Annotated in this window: 18 protein-coding genes; 5 read left to right on the top strand and 13 right to left on the bottom strand. The window is 62.1% G+C overall.

What is annotated here, in order from left to right; genetic code table 11:
• Window positions 1-14 precede the first annotated feature (14 nt).
• The 5 genes from JQ611_RS04355 to JQ611_RS04335 all read right to left on the bottom strand — a co-directional run bounded on the left by JQ611_RS04355 (window position 15) and on the right by JQ611_RS04335 (window position 5084).
• The gene (locus JQ611_RS04355; protein WP_212464610.1) at window positions 15-1616 is read right to left on the bottom strand and encodes a TRAP transporter large permease subunit; all 1602 of its coding nucleotides are present in this window, start codon (window positions 1614-1616) and stop codon (window positions 15-17) included.
• The gene (locus JQ611_RS04350; RefSeq protein ID WP_212269448.1) at window positions 1613-2152 is read right to left on the bottom strand and encodes a TRAP transporter small permease subunit; all 540 of its coding nucleotides are present in this window, start codon (window positions 2150-2152) and stop codon (window positions 1613-1615) included. The genes JQ611_RS04355 and JQ611_RS04350 overlap by 4 nt, the downstream gene beginning before the upstream one ends.
• Before the next feature lie 377 nt (window positions 2153-2529).
• On the bottom strand, window positions 2530-3561 hold the full coding sequence (gene moaA / locus JQ611_RS04345) for a GTP 3',8-cyclase MoaA (RefSeq protein ID WP_212464609.1): 1032 nt from the start codon (window positions 3559-3561) through the stop codon (window positions 2530-2532).
• Window positions 3562-3786: 225 nt separating this feature from the next.
• On the bottom strand, window positions 3787-4254 hold the full coding sequence (locus JQ611_RS04340; protein ID WP_212464608.1) for a hypothetical protein: 468 nt from the start codon (window positions 4252-4254) through the stop codon (window positions 3787-3789).
• A gap of 143 nt (window positions 4255-4397) precedes the next feature.
• On the bottom strand, window positions 4398-5084 hold the full coding sequence (locus JQ611_RS04335) for an HAD-IA family hydrolase (RefSeq protein WP_212269451.1): 687 nt from the start codon (window positions 5082-5084) through the stop codon (window positions 4398-4400).
• Between the two features lie 145 nt (window positions 5085-5229).
• On the opposite strand from JQ611_RS04335, the gene rpiA reads away from it, so the two are divergent.
• From rpiA to gor, 3 genes are all read left to right on the top strand, one after another.
• Window positions 5230-5922, top strand: coding sequence for a ribose-5-phosphate isomerase RpiA (gene rpiA, locus JQ611_RS04330; RefSeq protein ID WP_249132890.1), 693 nt, complete (start codon window positions 5230-5232; stop codon window positions 5920-5922).
• Window positions 5923-5947: 25 nt separating this feature from the next.
• A complete protein-coding gene (locus JQ611_RS04325) occupies window positions 5948-6493 on the top strand; it encodes a DUF2059 domain-containing protein (RefSeq protein WP_212269453.1) in 546 nt (181 codons plus the stop codon).
• 180 nt (window positions 6494-6673) lie between these two features.
• Entirely contained in the window at window positions 6674-8062 is a 1389-nt protein-coding gene (gene gor, locus JQ611_RS04320; protein ID WP_212464607.1) for a glutathione-disulfide reductase, read from the top strand.
• Window positions 8063-8174: 112 nt separating this feature from the next.
• On the opposite strand, the gene JQ611_RS04315 is transcribed toward gor, so the two are convergent.
• Window positions 8175-8429 carry a DUF3551 domain-containing protein gene (locus JQ611_RS04315; RefSeq protein WP_409411251.1) on the bottom strand — a complete coding sequence of 85 codons (255 nt, stop codon included), beginning with the start codon at window positions 8427-8429 and terminating at the stop codon, window positions 8175-8177.
• 262 nt (window positions 8430-8691) lie between these two features.
• The gene (locus JQ611_RS04310; RefSeq protein ID WP_249132920.1) at window positions 8692-9063 is read right to left on the bottom strand and encodes a cytochrome c family protein; all 372 of its coding nucleotides are present in this window, start codon (window positions 9061-9063) and stop codon (window positions 8692-8694) included.
• A gap of 480 nt (window positions 9064-9543) precedes the next feature.
• Here JQ611_RS04310 and JQ611_RS04305 point away from each other — a divergent pair, with 480 nt between their 5' ends.
• Window positions 9544-9855 carry a HigA family addiction module antitoxin gene (locus tag JQ611_RS04305; protein WP_212464605.1) on the top strand — a complete coding sequence of 104 codons (312 nt, stop codon included), beginning with the start codon at window positions 9544-9546 and terminating at the stop codon, window positions 9853-9855.
• 475 nt (window positions 9856-10330) lie between these two features.
• Here JQ611_RS04305 and JQ611_RS42370 read toward each other — a convergent pair whose 3' ends face one another.
• The 5 genes from JQ611_RS42370 to JQ611_RS04285 all read right to left on the bottom strand — a co-directional run bounded on the left by JQ611_RS42370 (window position 10331) and on the right by JQ611_RS04285 (window position 11954).
• Window positions 10331-10456, bottom strand: a complete 126-nt coding sequence (locus tag JQ611_RS42370) for a hypothetical protein (protein WP_283813472.1) — start codon at window positions 10454-10456, stop codon at window positions 10331-10333.
• 17 nt (window positions 10457-10473) lie between these two features.
• Window positions 10474-10803 carry a hypothetical protein gene (locus JQ611_RS04300; protein ID WP_212269457.1) on the bottom strand — a complete coding sequence of 110 codons (330 nt, stop codon included), beginning with the start codon at window positions 10801-10803 and terminating at the stop codon, window positions 10474-10476.
• A 305-nt stretch (window positions 10804-11108) separates the two neighbouring features.
• Window positions 11109-11297 (bottom strand): Blp family class II bacteriocin, encoded by a 189-nt coding sequence (locus JQ611_RS04295; RefSeq protein ID WP_212386098.1) that lies wholly within the window; start codon window positions 11295-11297, stop codon window positions 11109-11111.
• A gap of 165 nt (window positions 11298-11462) precedes the next feature.
• Entirely contained in the window at window positions 11463-11690 is a 228-nt protein-coding gene (locus JQ611_RS04290; RefSeq protein WP_212269459.1) for a hypothetical protein, read from the bottom strand.
• A gap of 78 nt (window positions 11691-11768) precedes the next feature.
• A complete protein-coding gene (locus JQ611_RS04285) occupies window positions 11769-11954 on the bottom strand; it encodes a hypothetical protein (RefSeq protein WP_212464604.1) in 186 nt (61 codons plus the stop codon).
• 221 nt (window positions 11955-12175) lie between these two features.
• Here JQ611_RS04285 and JQ611_RS04280 point away from each other — a divergent pair, with 221 nt between their 5' ends.
• Entirely contained in the window at window positions 12176-12538 is a 363-nt protein-coding gene (locus JQ611_RS04280) for a PilZ domain-containing protein (protein WP_249132919.1), read from the top strand.
• Window positions 12539-12698: 160 nt separating this feature from the next.
• On the opposite strand, the gene JQ611_RS04275 is transcribed toward JQ611_RS04280, so the two are convergent.
• Complete coding sequence (locus JQ611_RS04275; protein ID WP_212269462.1) at window positions 12699-12959, bottom strand: hypothetical protein; 261 nt, start codon at window positions 12957-12959, stop codon at window positions 12699-12701.
• Between the last annotated feature and the right edge of the window lie 283 nt (window positions 12960-13242).

The following is a 13242-nucleotide window of genomic DNA, read 5'->3' as shown; positions in this document are numbered from 1 at the left end:
GGGAAGCGCGCCCGCTATTGTTTAGGCTGGCCGAAATCCAGTGGTGGCAACTCGATCTGCGGCACCTCGATCCTGACCTTGCTGAGATCGACGTCGAGCGGCTTGTCGAGGAACACGGTCACCACGATCGGGAAGGCGATCACGATCGCCACCATGATCGCCTGCAGGCCGATCCAGGGCAGGGCACCCCAGTAGATGTCGGAGCTCTTTACTTCCTTGGGCGCGACGCCGCGCAAATAGAACAGCGCAAATCCGAACGGCGGATGCAGGAACGACGTCTGCATGTTGACGCACAGCATGACACCGAACCAGATCAGCGCCGCATCGGGCCCCACGACCGGCGCCAATACCTTCTGCGCGATCGGCGCCACCATCGGCAGGATGATGAAGGCGATCTCGAAGAAGTCGAGGAAGAACGCCAGGAAGAAGATGAAGAGGTTGATGAAGATCAGGAAGCCCCAGACGCCGCCGGGGATCGAGGTCAGATGATGCTCGAGCCAGACGCCGCCGGAGACGCCGAGGAACACCACCGAGAAGCAGGTCGAGCCGATCAGGATGAACACCACCATGGTGGAGAGGCGCATCGTCGACTCGTAGCCCTGCTTGATCAGGCCGCGCAGGTCGGGGATACGGACGGCTTCGAGGCAGAGCCAGACGACGGCGAGATAGACCACCGCGAAGGTGAGTTTCAATACCTTGCCTTCACCGAGCAGCATGCCGACGATTACGGCGACACCGGTGGCGGCGATGCCGATGAGGAGCATCTTGTGCCCCTTGTTGCTCAGATCCTTGTGGTGGATCGCGGCGAGCACGATGGCGCCGATGGCGCCCATCGCGCCGGCTTCGGTCGGCGTTGCGAGGCCGAGCATCATGGTACCCAGCACCACGAAGATCAGAACGGCCGACGGAATGATGCCCATCAGGCATTTCTTCCAGAGCGGCCAACCCGTCAGCGTGAGCGCGTCTCTCGGAACCGGAGGGACGTGATCCGGTTTGATGAGGCCGAGCATGAACGTATAGCCGGCGAACAGGGCGATCTGGAGGATTGATGGCCCCCAGGCGCCGAGATACATGTCGCCGACCGACTTGCCGAGCTGGTCGGCCATCACGATCAGCACCAGCGAGGGCGGCACCAGTTGGGTGATCGTGCCGGACGCGGCGAGCACGCCGGTGATGTAGCGAATGTTGTAGCCGTAGCGCATCATCACCGGCATCGAGATCAGCGCCATGGCGATGACCTGCGCCGCCACCGTGCCGGTGATCGCGCCGAGGATGAAGCCGACGATGATGACGGAATAGCCGAGGCCGCCGCGGATCGGTCCGAACAGCTGGCCCATCGAGTCCAGCATGTCTTCCGCAAGCCCGCACCGTTCCAGGATCGAGCCCATGAAGGTGAAGAACGGGATCGCCAGCAGCAATTCGTTGGAGAGCACGCTGCCGAAGATGCGGCCCGGAATGGCCTGCAGGAAGTTCATGTCGAAGAAGCCGAGATAGATCGACAGGAAGCCGAACGACAGCCCGAGCGCGGCCAGCGTGAAGGCCACCGGGAAGCCGATCAGCATGGCCAGAATCAAGCCGCCGAACATCAGCGGCGGCATCATTTCCAGCGTAATCATTGCACCGGCCTCTCGTATTTGGCGTCGATCATCACATAGCCCTTCAACGCCGCGATACGCTTGATCACTTCGGAGAGTCCTTGCAGAGCGAGAAAAACGAAGCCCACGGGAACGACGGCCTTGATCGGCCAGCGCACCAGGCCGCCGGCATTGCTCGAAATCTCGCTGACGGCGTAGGATTGCATGAAGAAAGGCCACGACAGATAGGCCAGCAGCAGGCAGGACGGGATCAGGAAAAACAGCGTTCCGATCATGTCGAGCCAGAGCTGTCCGCGCTCGGACAGCATGAGATAAAGAAGTTCGACGCGAACATGCTCGTTCTTCTTGAAGGTATAGGAGGCGCCGAACATCACGAAGACGGCGAACATGTACCACTGCAATTCGAGCCAGCTGTTGGAGCTGTAGCCGAACGCGTAGCGGATCATCGCGTTGGCGGCGCTGACCACGCAGGCGGCGAGCACGAGCCAATTGCAGATGCCGCCCAGTTGTTCGTTGATCCAGTCGATGCCGTTACTGATTGCCAACAATGGACGCATTACGTTCTCCTCGGGCACGTCATCGACATGCGCCGGATTTCTTCATTGATATTGCGTCGCCACCCCGCGTCAGGCGCGCAGAGCCGCTGCCGCGCGGCAAACGCGCAGCTTCGTTCCGGCGCGAAAAACGCGCAGGTTCGCAGCTCATTCGCTGGAGCGATTGCAACGATAGTCCTCCCCCGTTCGCACGCTTCCGCCGTCTTGGCTGTTCCATTGGGAAACAGCGGCCCATCCGGCCGTGCTGGCGTAAAGCAGCCGCACCATTTCAGTGCGTTGCAGCGGCGTCAATCGGAAAATGGACAAATTGACGCGGGCTATCAGTTGCGTGGGGAGGACGCGCTTCGTCGCGCCGGACGGCTGAAATACACGCTGAAATTTCAACCGCCGGTGACGCTCATGTGGCGGCTGACGCTTGGGCGGTTATGGCGGCGGTCGATGATGAAGTCGTGGCCCTTCGGCTTCAGGCCGATGGCGCGATCGATCGCGGCGGCGAGCAGGTCGTTGTCGGCAGATGCCCGCAAGGGTTTGCGCAAATCGGAGGCATCCTCGTGACCGAGGCAGGTGTGCAGCGTGCCGGTGCAGGTGATCCGTACCCGGTTACAGGACTCGCAGAAATTATGGGTCATCGGCGTGATGAAGCCGAGCTTGCCTCCGGTCTCGCTGACGCGGACATAGCGGGCTGGGCCGCCGGTGTCGTCGTCGAGGTCATCAAGCGTGTAGTGCTGGGCGAGACGCGCGCGCAACAATGACAGCGGCACGTACTGATCGATCCGGCCTTCGCCGATGTCGCCCATCGGCATCACTTCGATCAGCGTCAGCGCCATGCCCTTGTCGTGCGCCCATTGCATCAGCGAGGGGATCTCCTCCTCGTTCATGTTCTTCAGCGCCACCGCATTGATCTTCACCGCAAGGCCCGCCGCGCGCGCAGCTTCAATGCCGGCCAGCACCTTGTCGATGTCGCCCCAGCGCGTGATGGCGCGGAATTTGGCGGGATCGAGCGTGTCCAGCGAGACGTTGATCCGGCGCACGCCGGCGTCGCGCAACTCGCCGGCAAAGCGCGCCAGCTGCGAGCCATTGGTGGTCAGCGTCAACTCATCGAGCGCGCCGCTCGAAAGATGCCGCGACAGCGAGCGCACCAGCGACATCACGTTGCGCCGGACCAGCGGTTCGCCGCCGGTGAGACGGATTTTGCGCACGCCCTTGGCGACGAAGGCCGAGCACAGCCGGTCAAGCTCTTCCAGCGTCAGCAAATCGGCCTTCGGCAGGAACGTCATGTCCTCGGACATGCAATAGAAGCAGCGCAGGTCGCACCGATCGGTGACGGAGACCCGCAGATAGCGGATGCTCCGCCCGAACGGATCGGTCATCGGAGAAAACAGCTGATCGGGAGAAGTCGACAATCCGCTCATCCAAACTGCCTTGCAAACCCTGCCTGCGCGCCGCGTGCGGCGGAACCGCCGCAACGTCTGTCACCCATCATCCTATAGCGCTTTCGAGCGAAGTGGATACCGGTTCGCGTGAAGAAAGCGCGTCAAAACGAAAGACTTATATCCCGGTTCTGATCTTCAATCAGAGCCGGGATATAGGCACGAAGCAGGACGGCTACAATCCGCAGCTTTCGGGTGCGGTGCCGATCAGCGGGCCGGCTGCGCCGCCGGCGCGGCGGGGCTCGGGGACGGCGAGGCGGCGGCGGGCGCGGCTGCCGCAGGCTTCGGCTTTTTCTTCGGCCGCATCGGTTTTTTGCGCGGCGGCGGCCCCGCGGGCTTCAGCTCGGCGACCACGGGATTGGGATCGATCGTGGTGGAGGCCGGCGTTACGTAGTCGCCGGGGTCGCGAATCACCTGAACGGGAACCGTGACCGGCTGGAACCTCGGCATCGCGAAGGTGACCGTAAAGCCGGAATCGGGGGCGGCGACCGCAACCGAGCAGGGGGTCTTGCAGCCCGGTCCGACCGAGGTGGTGGCATCCGCCCCTGGTGGCACCGACTCCAGCTGGACCTGGATCGGCGGCGGCGTCGGCTTGAAGGAATCCATGGAAAACGAGGAACAGCCGGCCAGAGAGGCTCCGGCGACGGCAATCGCGAACACACGACCTATGATCATCACTCACCTGCGGCGATCAGCCACAATCCCCGATCCGGACCATAGGAGCGTGAGAACAGGGCCGCAACCGCGGCGTGCAGATTCGCTAAAGGATGGTTAATGTCGCTCCGTAGCGATTCGGATATGATATATAAATCAGCATGTTAGGAGGCCGTCGCGGCCCCGCTAAGACTGTTCACGGCCGCGGGCAGTTCGCGAAAATGGCCGATCAGCCGGTCCGGCTTCAACTCGGCAATCGGCACGTCGGTGTAGCCGAATTCGACCCCGATCACCGGAATGCCCGCGCGCCGGGCCACGCCGATATCGGGACCGGCATCGCCGACCATGATGGCGCCCTCGAGCTGCGTGCCGGCACGGGCCAGCGTCTGCTGCAGGATCACCGGATCGGGCTTTGAGACGCCAAAAGTGTCCGCGCCGCAGATCGCGGCGAACCGCTTGCTGAGGTCGAGCTTGTCGAGCAGCAGTTTCGAAAGCCATTCCAGCTTGTTGGTGCAGACCGCAAAGCGAAAGCCTTGTCCTTCCAGTTCATCCAGCGCCGCTTCCAGCCCCTCGAAGGGGCGTGATTCATCGGCGATGTGGGCGGCGTAATATTCGACGAAATCCCTGGTCAGGCGGTTGACGTCGTCCACGCTCATGGTGCGGCCCTCGAGTTCGAGGCCGCGCTCGATCAGCTTGCGCGCGCCGGCGCCGATCATGTTGCGCGCGCGGGCGAGCGGCACGGGGGCGAGGCCCTCGCGATGAAGCACGAAATTGAGCGCGCTGATCAGATCCGGTGCGGTATCGACCAGCGTGCCGTCGAGATCGAATACGAGGGTGCGGGGAGGTGTCATTTGGCATTCGCTACCGGCCCGGGCGTGATGATGCAAGGGCTCGATAGGCCCGATTTGGCCTCGTTAGCGCTATTCCTGCCGCCCAAACGACGCTAGATATGCGCCGCCAGACCGGCGGATTTTCAAAGGGCATATCCACGTGGACATGGACGCATTGAAACGGCAGGCGGCGGCGCGCGCGCTGGAGCATGTACAGGACGGCATGAAGCTCGGGCTTGGCACCGGCTCGACCGCCAAGCACTTCGTCGAACTGCTCGGCGAGAAGGTCGCGAAGGGCATGCGCGTGATCGGCGTGCCGACCTCCGAGGCGACCCGTGCACAGGCGCAGGCCTGCGGCGTGCCGCTGACCACGCTCGACGAGATCGACCACCTCGATCTCACCGTCGACGGCGCCGACGAGTGCGACGGCGCGCTCAATCTCATCAAGGGCGGCGGCGGTGCGCTGCTACGGGAGAAGATCGTGGCGGCCGCCTCCGATCGCATGATCGTGATCGCCGACGACAGCAAATGGGTCGATGTTCTCGGCCGCTTCCCCCTGCCTGTCGAGGTGATCCCGTTCGGGCTCGCCGCAACGCAGCGGGCGATCGTGTCAGCATTTGCGCAAAGCGGCGTTTCCGGGCAAATGGAGGTCCGGAAGGCCAAAGACGGCCACGTTTTTGTCACCGATGGCGGCCACTGGATTGTGGATGCCCATCTTGGGAAAATACCGGATGCGCCGCGCCTGGCAGGCTTGTTGAGCGTGATCCCGGGCGTCGTCGAACACGGCCTGTTCATTGGCCTGGCCCGCACGGCCGTGCTGGCCGGCGCACAGGGAATTCGCGTAGTTGAACGGCGATAGCGCCGAATCTTTGAGGAGAATTGGAATGAAGAGTCTTTCCGGAAGTTTGTCGGCTGCGGGTCTCGCGGTGGCACTGGCGCTGATCGGAGCGCCAGCCATGGCGCAGCAGAAAAATGCCCCTGCGCCCACCCTGGCCATACCCGGCAAGCCCGCGTCGCCTGGCGCCATCGCCGCGGCCAAGGAAATCCTGAACATGAAGAACGCGAGCGCGATGTATTCCAACGCCGTTCCAGGCCTCGTCGATAAGACCAAGAACGTGCTGCTCGGCGCCAACCTCAATTATCAGAAGGACCTCAACGAGGTCGCCGTGATCGTCGCCAAGAATCTGGCCGGCCGCGAGAAGGAAATCGGCGACGGCATGGCGCAGATCTACGCCAACGAGTTCACCGAGCAGGAATTGAAGGATCTGGCGACGTTCTACAAATCGCCGCTCGGCCAGAAATTGATCCTGAACGAGCCGAAGGCGATCTCGGGCAGCATGGCCTATATGAACGAGTGGGCGCAGTCCTTTGCCGAGGTGATCAACGGCCAGTTCCGCACCGAGATGAGGAAGCGCGGCAAGGAAATCTGATCTTTCGGTTACCTCGCCCCGCTTGCGGGGAGAGGTCGGCGCGCAGCGCCGGGTGAGGGGGTACAGGTCTCAACGCGCATGTTGCTCGTGGAGGGAGCCCCTCACCCCAACCCTCTAAGAGCGAGCTTTGCTCGTCTAGACCCCGCAAGCGGGGCGAGGGGGAATTGACAGGGGCTGACCATGGCTGAATACGACGTCGATCTGTTTGTCATCGGTGGTGGTTCGGGCGGCGTCCGCGCCGCGCGCATCGCGGCCGGCTACGGCGCCAAGGTGATGGTCGCCGAAGAATACCGGATGGGTGGCACCTGCGTGATCCGCGGCTGCGTGCCGAAAAAACTGTTCGTGATCGGCTCGCATGTCCGTCACGAGATCGAGGACGCCGCCGGCTTCGGCTGGACCATCCCGGAAGTTTCCTTCGACTGGCCCACTTTGGTCGCCAACAAGGACAGGGAGATCGCCCGGCTCGAGGGCATCTACACGACCAATGTCGAGAAGACAGGCGCGCAGGTGGTGAAGGCCCGCGCGGTGCTCGAAGATGCCCACACGCTGCGCCTGTCCGACGGCAAGCGAGTCACCGCGCAAACCATTCTGATCGCGACCGGCGGCCGGCCCAACCACGGCGCCGAGATTCCCGGCATCGAGCACGTGATCTCCTCGGATGAGGCGTTCCACCTCACTGAGTTGCCAAAGCGCATCGTGATCCAGGGCGGCGGCTATATCGCGCTGGAATTCGCCGGCATCTTCAAAGGCTACGGCGCCGACGTCACCGTAATCTATCGCGGCGACAACATCCTTCGCGGTTTCGACGAGGACGTGCGCAAGCATGTGCGCGCGGAGATGGAGAAGCATGGCATCAACATCATCACCGGCTGCACCATCGCGAAAATCGAAAAACACGGCAAGGAATTCACCACGCACCTCTCCAGCGGATCGAGCATCGCCTCGGACCAGGTGATGTTCGCGATCGGCCGCCATCCGAACGTCGCCAATCTCGGGCTGGAGACGGCGGGTGTCGCGATCAATCCGAAGAACGGCGGCATCGCCGTCGACGCCTGGTCGAAAACGTCGACGCCGAACATCTACGCCATCGGCGACGTCACCCACCGTATCAACCTGACGCCGGTCGCGATCCGTGAGGGCCATGCCTTCGCCGACACCGTGTTCGGCAAGCGCCCGGTGCAAGTCGATCACGCCACGATTCCGACCGCGGTGTTCTCGCAGCCCGAAGTCGGCACCGTGGGCCTCACCGAAGCCGAAGCCCGCGCGCAGTTCAGCCACGTCGATATCTACAAGACCGATTTCCGGCCCATTAAAGCGACGATGTCCGGCCGCGACACCCGCGTCCTGATGAAGCTCGTGGTCGACGGCACGAGTGACCGCGTGCTCGGCTGCCACATCGTCGGCGAAGCCGCTGCCGAGATCACGCAGGCCGTCGGCATCGCCGTGAAGATGAAAGCAACCAAGGCCGATTTCGACGCCACCATCGCGCTGCACCCGACCGCGGCCGAAGAACTCGTGACGATGCGGACGCCGACGGCGCGCTATGTGCGGGAAGCGGCGGCGGAGTAGGGCGCGCGTAGCCCGGACGAGCGCGCATGATCCGGCCAGCGGCCCGCGCGCCCCGAGAACGATGCTATCGACGAGATATCAGCTACTTGCAGCGACATTGCTTCACTGCCGCTCAGTATCGGGGTCGATAGTCGCCGCGCCGCTGCAGTGCGAAAGCGTAGTGGGGATTGATCCCGCAATAGGCGTCGGTACCGTTGGCGGTGGCCATGCATTGGGCGTAGCTGGAGAATTGGCAATTGCCCGGATAGCCCCATACGCGCCCTTGCAGGCAGTAGCTGCTCGGAACGCTCTCATAAGCCTGGGGACCGTAAAAACCTGGGCCATATGTCTGAGCCCGGGCTTGCCCGTCTGCCAGGGCGATACTCATCGTCAAGATCGTCAAAGCCAAAGTGCGCATTGGAGTTTCCTCGAAGTCGGCACAACACCGGTACACTTGGACCGCCGGCAATATTGATCCAGGTCAATGTATTCCCGATAGGTTCACACGTGAAGCGAGCGCGCGTCTGTCTTGTGTATTTCTTCCATCGAGCGATCCGCGCACCAGCGATACCCGGACGTGCCGAACCCCGGCATAGCCGGTGAGATCGACCACCCTGGCGACCATGACGCGGTGCACCCCCTCCCGCCTGTTATTGACCGGCCGTGCCCGACTCCAAGTAAGCAATGATCTTTGCGCGCTCGTCCGCCGATGCGAGACCGCCATACGGCTTCATGGTGTTGCCGGGCACGACCGCATCGGCGTTAGCCATGAAACGCTCGAGCTTGTCCGCATCCCAGGCGAAGCCTGCCTCCTTCATGGCACTGGAATAACCGTAGCCCGGCAGCGATCCTGCCTTCCGTCCGATAATTTTGTGCAGATTTGGGCCCTGCCGGTTATCGCCCTCCTTGATCGTGTGGCAGGTCCGGCACGCATTGTTGAACGCCTGTTGGCCGGCCGCAGCATCCGCGCCTTGCGCCGGTGTTTGCGATGCGGCTGACGACGACAGCATCAGGCACGCCATCCCGCTCAGGGCCATGGCTGAAACCAGGGTTCGCATCGGCCGTCCTCCGTATTCCCCTGCCAACAAACGCGCGAGGCAGCGAAGGTTTCCCTGGCCGTGAAGCAATCGGCGGCTCATGAGGCGAAAGAACAGCGCGGTCTCGTGTAAGGTACTGCTTGACGATCGTAAGGTATCGCCTTACATGTCGCTCATGATCCGCTCGTTGCGGGACAAGGCTCTCGAACGTTTTTTCGCGACCGGGGACGGGCGCCGGCTCAGCGTCCAGAATCCGAAACGGATTGCCAGCATACTGAGGGCGCTCGATGACGCGTCGCGGCCAGAGGATATGAATTTGCCGGGATTCCGGTTTCATGCGCTGGTCGGCCGCGATCGGGGGGCGCTGTGCGGTTAGCGCCAGCGGAAATTGGCGCATTACATTCGGTTGGACCGAAGGCGATGCCCTCGACGTCGATCTGGAGGACTACCATTGAGGATCAAGCCATGACCAAGAAGCTTCCGAAGCGTGGTTTGCCGCCGATGCATCCCGGTGAACTTCTTCGCGAGGAGATTTTGCCCGCTCTCGACCGGCCCAAGACAGAAATAGCCAGGCTGCTCGGCGTGTCGCGTCAGACGTTGTACGATCTCCTGAAGGAGAAGCAGCCGGTTACCCCGGTGATGGCGTTGCGGCTCGGGAAGTTGTGCGGCAACGGTCCAGATATCTGGCTCAATCTGCAAAAGCGCTACGATTTGGATCAGGCCGAGCGGGAGCTTGGAGAGGACATCAAGAACATCCCGACGCTGGCCGTTGCCTGACCAGCGTGCGAGTTACTTCGTATCCCGCGACGACCTTCTCCGGAAAGCCAAGGCCTCCGGCCCCCACATCCTGATCATCACGACCGCGCAGGAGGCGATGCCGACGAAGGCGAGCATGACGGTGAGGGCGATTTCCATGGTACGTGCATAAATGATTTGCGGGTGATTTGTCTTCCGTATCACTACGGTGTCATTGCGTTTCCCTGCATCGACGTTTCGGCGCTGACGGCCCACAATCCGCAATCTCATTCAGGTGTTCGGGGCGTTCATGCAGTCTTCCCGTCGAAACCGGCCCGCAAAGAAAGAACTCTGGTTTCAGTAGCGGCCGCTATTTCGCCCGCACGGTGCGGCGCGAGGATGCGTCCGCGCGCTGGGCGCAATGGCTCAGCGATCCCCTGGGTGGTCGAGGCGCAACCTCCCGGGATTCCGCGGGAGCGAAGCGGCTGCTTTTTTGGGCAGCGCCTATTTCGTGCGCTTAACGCGCGGGCGGCTTGGAGGGATGCCTGTCGACGACGACGGAGTCGGGATGCGAGACGATGGTCATGAACCAGATCGAGCTGACGACCAGCGACAAGAACGTATTCCAGTAAACCCAATTCATTGGTGCTTCCAATCCATCTAGGGCTTCCGGGTCCGAACGCTGCTCAGGCTGTTCGCAACAAAGTCTTCGAGATGCGCCGGCACCGGAGCCCCCTCAATATCACAGCGGCACTGAATTTCCTCTGCGACATTTTTGGAGATGTCGGCGGTCCAGTGTTCGAGCGTGTTGAAGGCGTAGATTCCGACCGGGTTGTTAAAGCGCGCCAGCATCAGATCGTTGATCACGGTATCGAGATCGGGGCGCTCGATCGGATTCTGCAGCTGCAAATCCCTCGGACCGAACGTATCCATCACCAGATACAGCGTTTGATCGGCGCCATAGGGCACGGTTAACGGCAATCCAGTCATGGCCTGGGCACTCCGTGGAACGCTTATTCAAGTTTGAATCGAAGCGTTGGTTCCAGCGGCGAGCGCAGCACCTTCGTCTAATTTTTCGCTGACATGGTTGATGACAACGCCGATGCCCGGCCGGGCGTCGGCTCAACGCCGGAAATGTGAGGCAGCAGGTTAGCCCGGCTGAGCAACGCGACATCCGGGTCTTGGTCCCCGCATATCGGGCTGCTCATGCGGGCTACTTGCTCGGGCCTGTCCGCCGATGCGTCGAGGCGAGGCCTCCCGTCAAGCAGACCGGGCCGGCCCTCAATGTCTTGTTGTTAGCCAATCTTGCGCGACGGGCCTTTTGTCCCTGCGCCGCCCAGAGCGCCGGCCAGCGCACCGGCCAACGCGTCGTTCGCGTTGCTGGCCTGCAAATGCGACACCGTAGCCAGAAGGCGCAGGGGATCCGTGCCGCCGCTGACGGACGCAAGCTCGTTCAGGTTCAGTTCGCGAATTTCGTTGGTCATTGTCCCGCTCCGTTGTGTCCGAAGGACGCGCGGTGATCGCGCGTCATGCAGGCACACTAGCCGTCGTTCTGAAAACCAACCGTGCGCTGAATCACACAGGGAAAGCCAGATCAGCCAGTAGCCCGCATATCGCGGTGCTCATGCGGCTACTGTCGGCAGGTGGGTTCAGGAGACCAGCGACAGCAGGCGCTCTTCCTTGAACCGCTTGTAGGCGTCGATCGCCCGGTTCGCGAGCATCAGCTTTCGCGTTTCGCCGCGCCGGATCAGGGTCTCGACGGCATCCGTCAGGAAGCGCGCCGCGACTTCGGGATCGCCGAGTTCGGCGGTCCCCTCGAGATAATCCCAGGCGATCTGGATCGAATTTTCCATCAGCAATGGCAATGGTTCGGTCATGGAAATAAAACTCCCTAAGGCAACATCAGTTCCTCAAGGCGGCGGCAGCGTGGGGCATCCACGCCGCGCCGCGCCGGGTTACGGCCTCGGGCCGTAGCTGCTGACCTTGCCGTTGATGTCGAAGGTGAAGGTCAAGCCGAGGAACGACAATTGACCGCCGCGGGCGTCGATCACGTCGGGGTTCTTGGTGCCGGGCGTCCACTTCATGCCGCCGTTCGCGGCGTCGAGCTCGATTGCGTTGAGTTCGCGATTGTCGGTGTTCATGTCCAGTCTCCATTGATTGGTGGCAAAGCCACATGCGATGGTGATGGAAGAACCACAGCGGCCGGTCCGCCACCGTGACCGACGTCACAATGCCGGCCGCCCCGATGGCGCGCGGCTGCAAATCCATAAACTTCGATTCAATGCGCCGTTAAAGCGCTAAGGGAACCTTACGGTCCTGCCTTCAAGTTGGTGGTCTGACCCAACGGATGTCACCCGTGACGATGGATGCCCTTAAGCCAAAGGTGGTGCGCGAACCGCGCCGGCAACTGCACAAGCAGCCGGCCTGGATGACGGTGGATGATGGCCTCACCAACCGTGAATGCTTCGTGCTCGACGTATCGCCGGGCGGCGCAAGGATCGTGACCGATGTCGCGATCGACGTCAGGGACAAGTTCGGATTGGCGCTGGTGCGCGATCGCCCAAAGCACCAGTCCTGCGAAGTCGTCTGGCGCCGCGGCAAGACCTACGGCGTCAAGTTTTTGGGCGCCGGCAAAGCAGGGCCGGTCAACGACCTTTCTGCCGTAGAGCCTCATGCGCAGGCGGACCTGTTCGACACAGCTCAGCGCGTGAAGGCGGAAGCCTGACCCGCCTTGCGGACCTTCGTCATTCCCCGATGCGCAATTGCGCATCGGGGAATGACGAAGCTGATTTCCGGCCGAAGGTGCGAAATCTTGCCGCGCGCAAAACGAAGGCCCGACACTTTGGGTGCCGGGCCTCCGCGGCGCGTCGCTCTAGCGAGCGAGCCTATTTCTTCTTGGTGGCGCTGCCCGTGGTCTGCTGACCCGGCGCGTGTTCCGATGCGCCCGGTGCCGTCGATTTCTTGGCGGCCTTCATCTTGTGACCCGGCGCGTATTCCGACGCACCCGGAGCCGTTGATTTCTTGGCGCCCTGCATCTGATGGCCCGGTGAGCTATCCGATGCTCCAGGTGATTTGGTTCCGGATTGCGCAAAGGCGGACGAAGCCAACGCGAGCGACGCCGCGACGATCAGGGATTTCTTGAACATCGTGTTTCTCCTCCTGGCTATCGGCAATCAATGCGCGGTGCGCGCGCATGTTCCACTTTTTCCCGAATGATTGTTTCAGGATGAACCGGCAAGGTTGATGAACGGATGTTTATCTCTCGCGCAAACGCTTCGCGTCTGTCGCAGTCCATGAGGACGGAGAACTCCTAAAAGCGTAGTCCGGATGGAATAGGCGGTGGGTTGTTGTGGAGCTGTGATGCTCATCACGTTCGCAGAACACTTCTGATTTGCGGAATCCATGTCAAGCCCTAAAATAAAAAATATT

Origin of the sequence: Bradyrhizobium sp. AUGA SZCCT0182, from assembly GCF_018130185.1 — a bacterium.
Classification (GTDB): Bacteria; Pseudomonadota; Alphaproteobacteria; order Rhizobiales; family Xanthobacteraceae; genus Bradyrhizobium.
The sequence above is the reverse complement of the archived record's forward strand: the minus strand, read 5'-3'. Positions and strand labels throughout refer to the sequence as shown.

What these genes read in the sequence shown, in the direction of transcription:
- JQ611_RS04285 (WP_212464604.1), bottom strand. Translation starts at nt 11,954, where the DNA reads ATGAACACCGACAATCGCGAACTCAACGCAATCGAGCTCGACGCCGCG.
- JQ611_RS04300 (WP_212269457.1), bottom strand. Translation starts at nt 10,803, where the DNA reads ATGACTGGATTGCCGTTAACCGTGCCCTATGGCGCCGATCAAACGCTG.
- JQ611_RS04340 (WP_212464608.1), bottom strand. Translation starts at nt 4,254, where the DNA reads ATGATCATAGGTCGTGTGTTCGCGATTGCCGTCGCCGGAGCCTCTCTG.
- JQ611_RS42370 (WP_283813472.1), bottom strand. Translation starts at nt 10,456, where the DNA reads ATGAATTGGGTTTACTGGAATACGTTCTTGTCGCTGGTCGTCAGCTCG.
- JQ611_RS04280 (WP_249132919.1), top strand. Translation starts at nt 12,176, where the DNA reads ATGGATGCCCTTAAGCCAAAGGTGGTGCGCGAACCGCGCCGGCAACTG.
- JQ611_RS04305 (WP_212464605.1), top strand. Translation starts at nt 9,544, where the DNA reads ATGACCAAGAAGCTTCCGAAGCGTGGTTTGCCGCCGATGCATCCCGGT.
- gor (WP_212464607.1), top strand. Translation starts at nt 6,674, where the DNA reads ATGGCTGAATACGACGTCGATCTGTTTGTCATCGGTGGTGGTTCGGGC.
- JQ611_RS04315 (WP_409411251.1), bottom strand. Translation starts at nt 8,429, where the DNA reads ATGAGTATCGCCCTGGCAGACGGGCAAGCCCGGGCTCAGACATATGGC.
- JQ611_RS04335 (WP_212269451.1), bottom strand. Translation starts at nt 5,084, where the DNA reads ATGACACCTCCCCGCACCCTCGTATTCGATCTCGACGGCACGCTGGTC.
- JQ611_RS04355 (WP_212464610.1), bottom strand. Translation starts at nt 1,616, where the DNA reads ATGATTACGCTGGAAATGATGCCGCCGCTGATGTTCGGCGGCTTGATT.
- JQ611_RS04310 (WP_249132920.1), bottom strand. Translation starts at nt 9,063, where the DNA reads ATGGCGTGCCTGATGCTGTCGTCGTCAGCCGCATCGCAAACACCGGCG.
- moaA (WP_212464609.1), bottom strand. Translation starts at nt 3,561, where the DNA reads ATGAGCGGATTGTCGACTTCTCCCGATCAGCTGTTTTCTCCGATGACC.
- JQ611_RS04325 (WP_212269453.1), top strand. Translation starts at nt 5,948, where the DNA reads ATGAAGAGTCTTTCCGGAAGTTTGTCGGCTGCGGGTCTCGCGGTGGCA.
- JQ611_RS04350 (WP_212269448.1), bottom strand. Translation starts at nt 2,152, where the DNA reads ATGCGTCCATTGTTGGCAATCAGTAACGGCATCGACTGGATCAACGAA.
- rpiA (WP_249132890.1), top strand. Translation starts at nt 5,230, where the DNA reads ATGGACGCATTGAAACGGCAGGCGGCGGCGCGCGCGCTGGAGCATGTA.
- JQ611_RS04290 (WP_212269459.1), bottom strand. Translation starts at nt 11,690, where the DNA reads ATGACCGAACCATTGCCATTGCTGATGGAAAATTCGATCCAGATCGCC.
- JQ611_RS04295 (WP_212386098.1), bottom strand. Translation starts at nt 11,297, where the DNA reads ATGACCAACGAAATTCGCGAACTGAACCTGAACGAGCTTGCGTCCGTC.
- JQ611_RS04275 (WP_212269462.1), bottom strand. Translation starts at nt 12,959, where the DNA reads ATGTTCAAGAAATCCCTGATCGTCGCGGCGTCGCTCGCGTTGGCTTCG.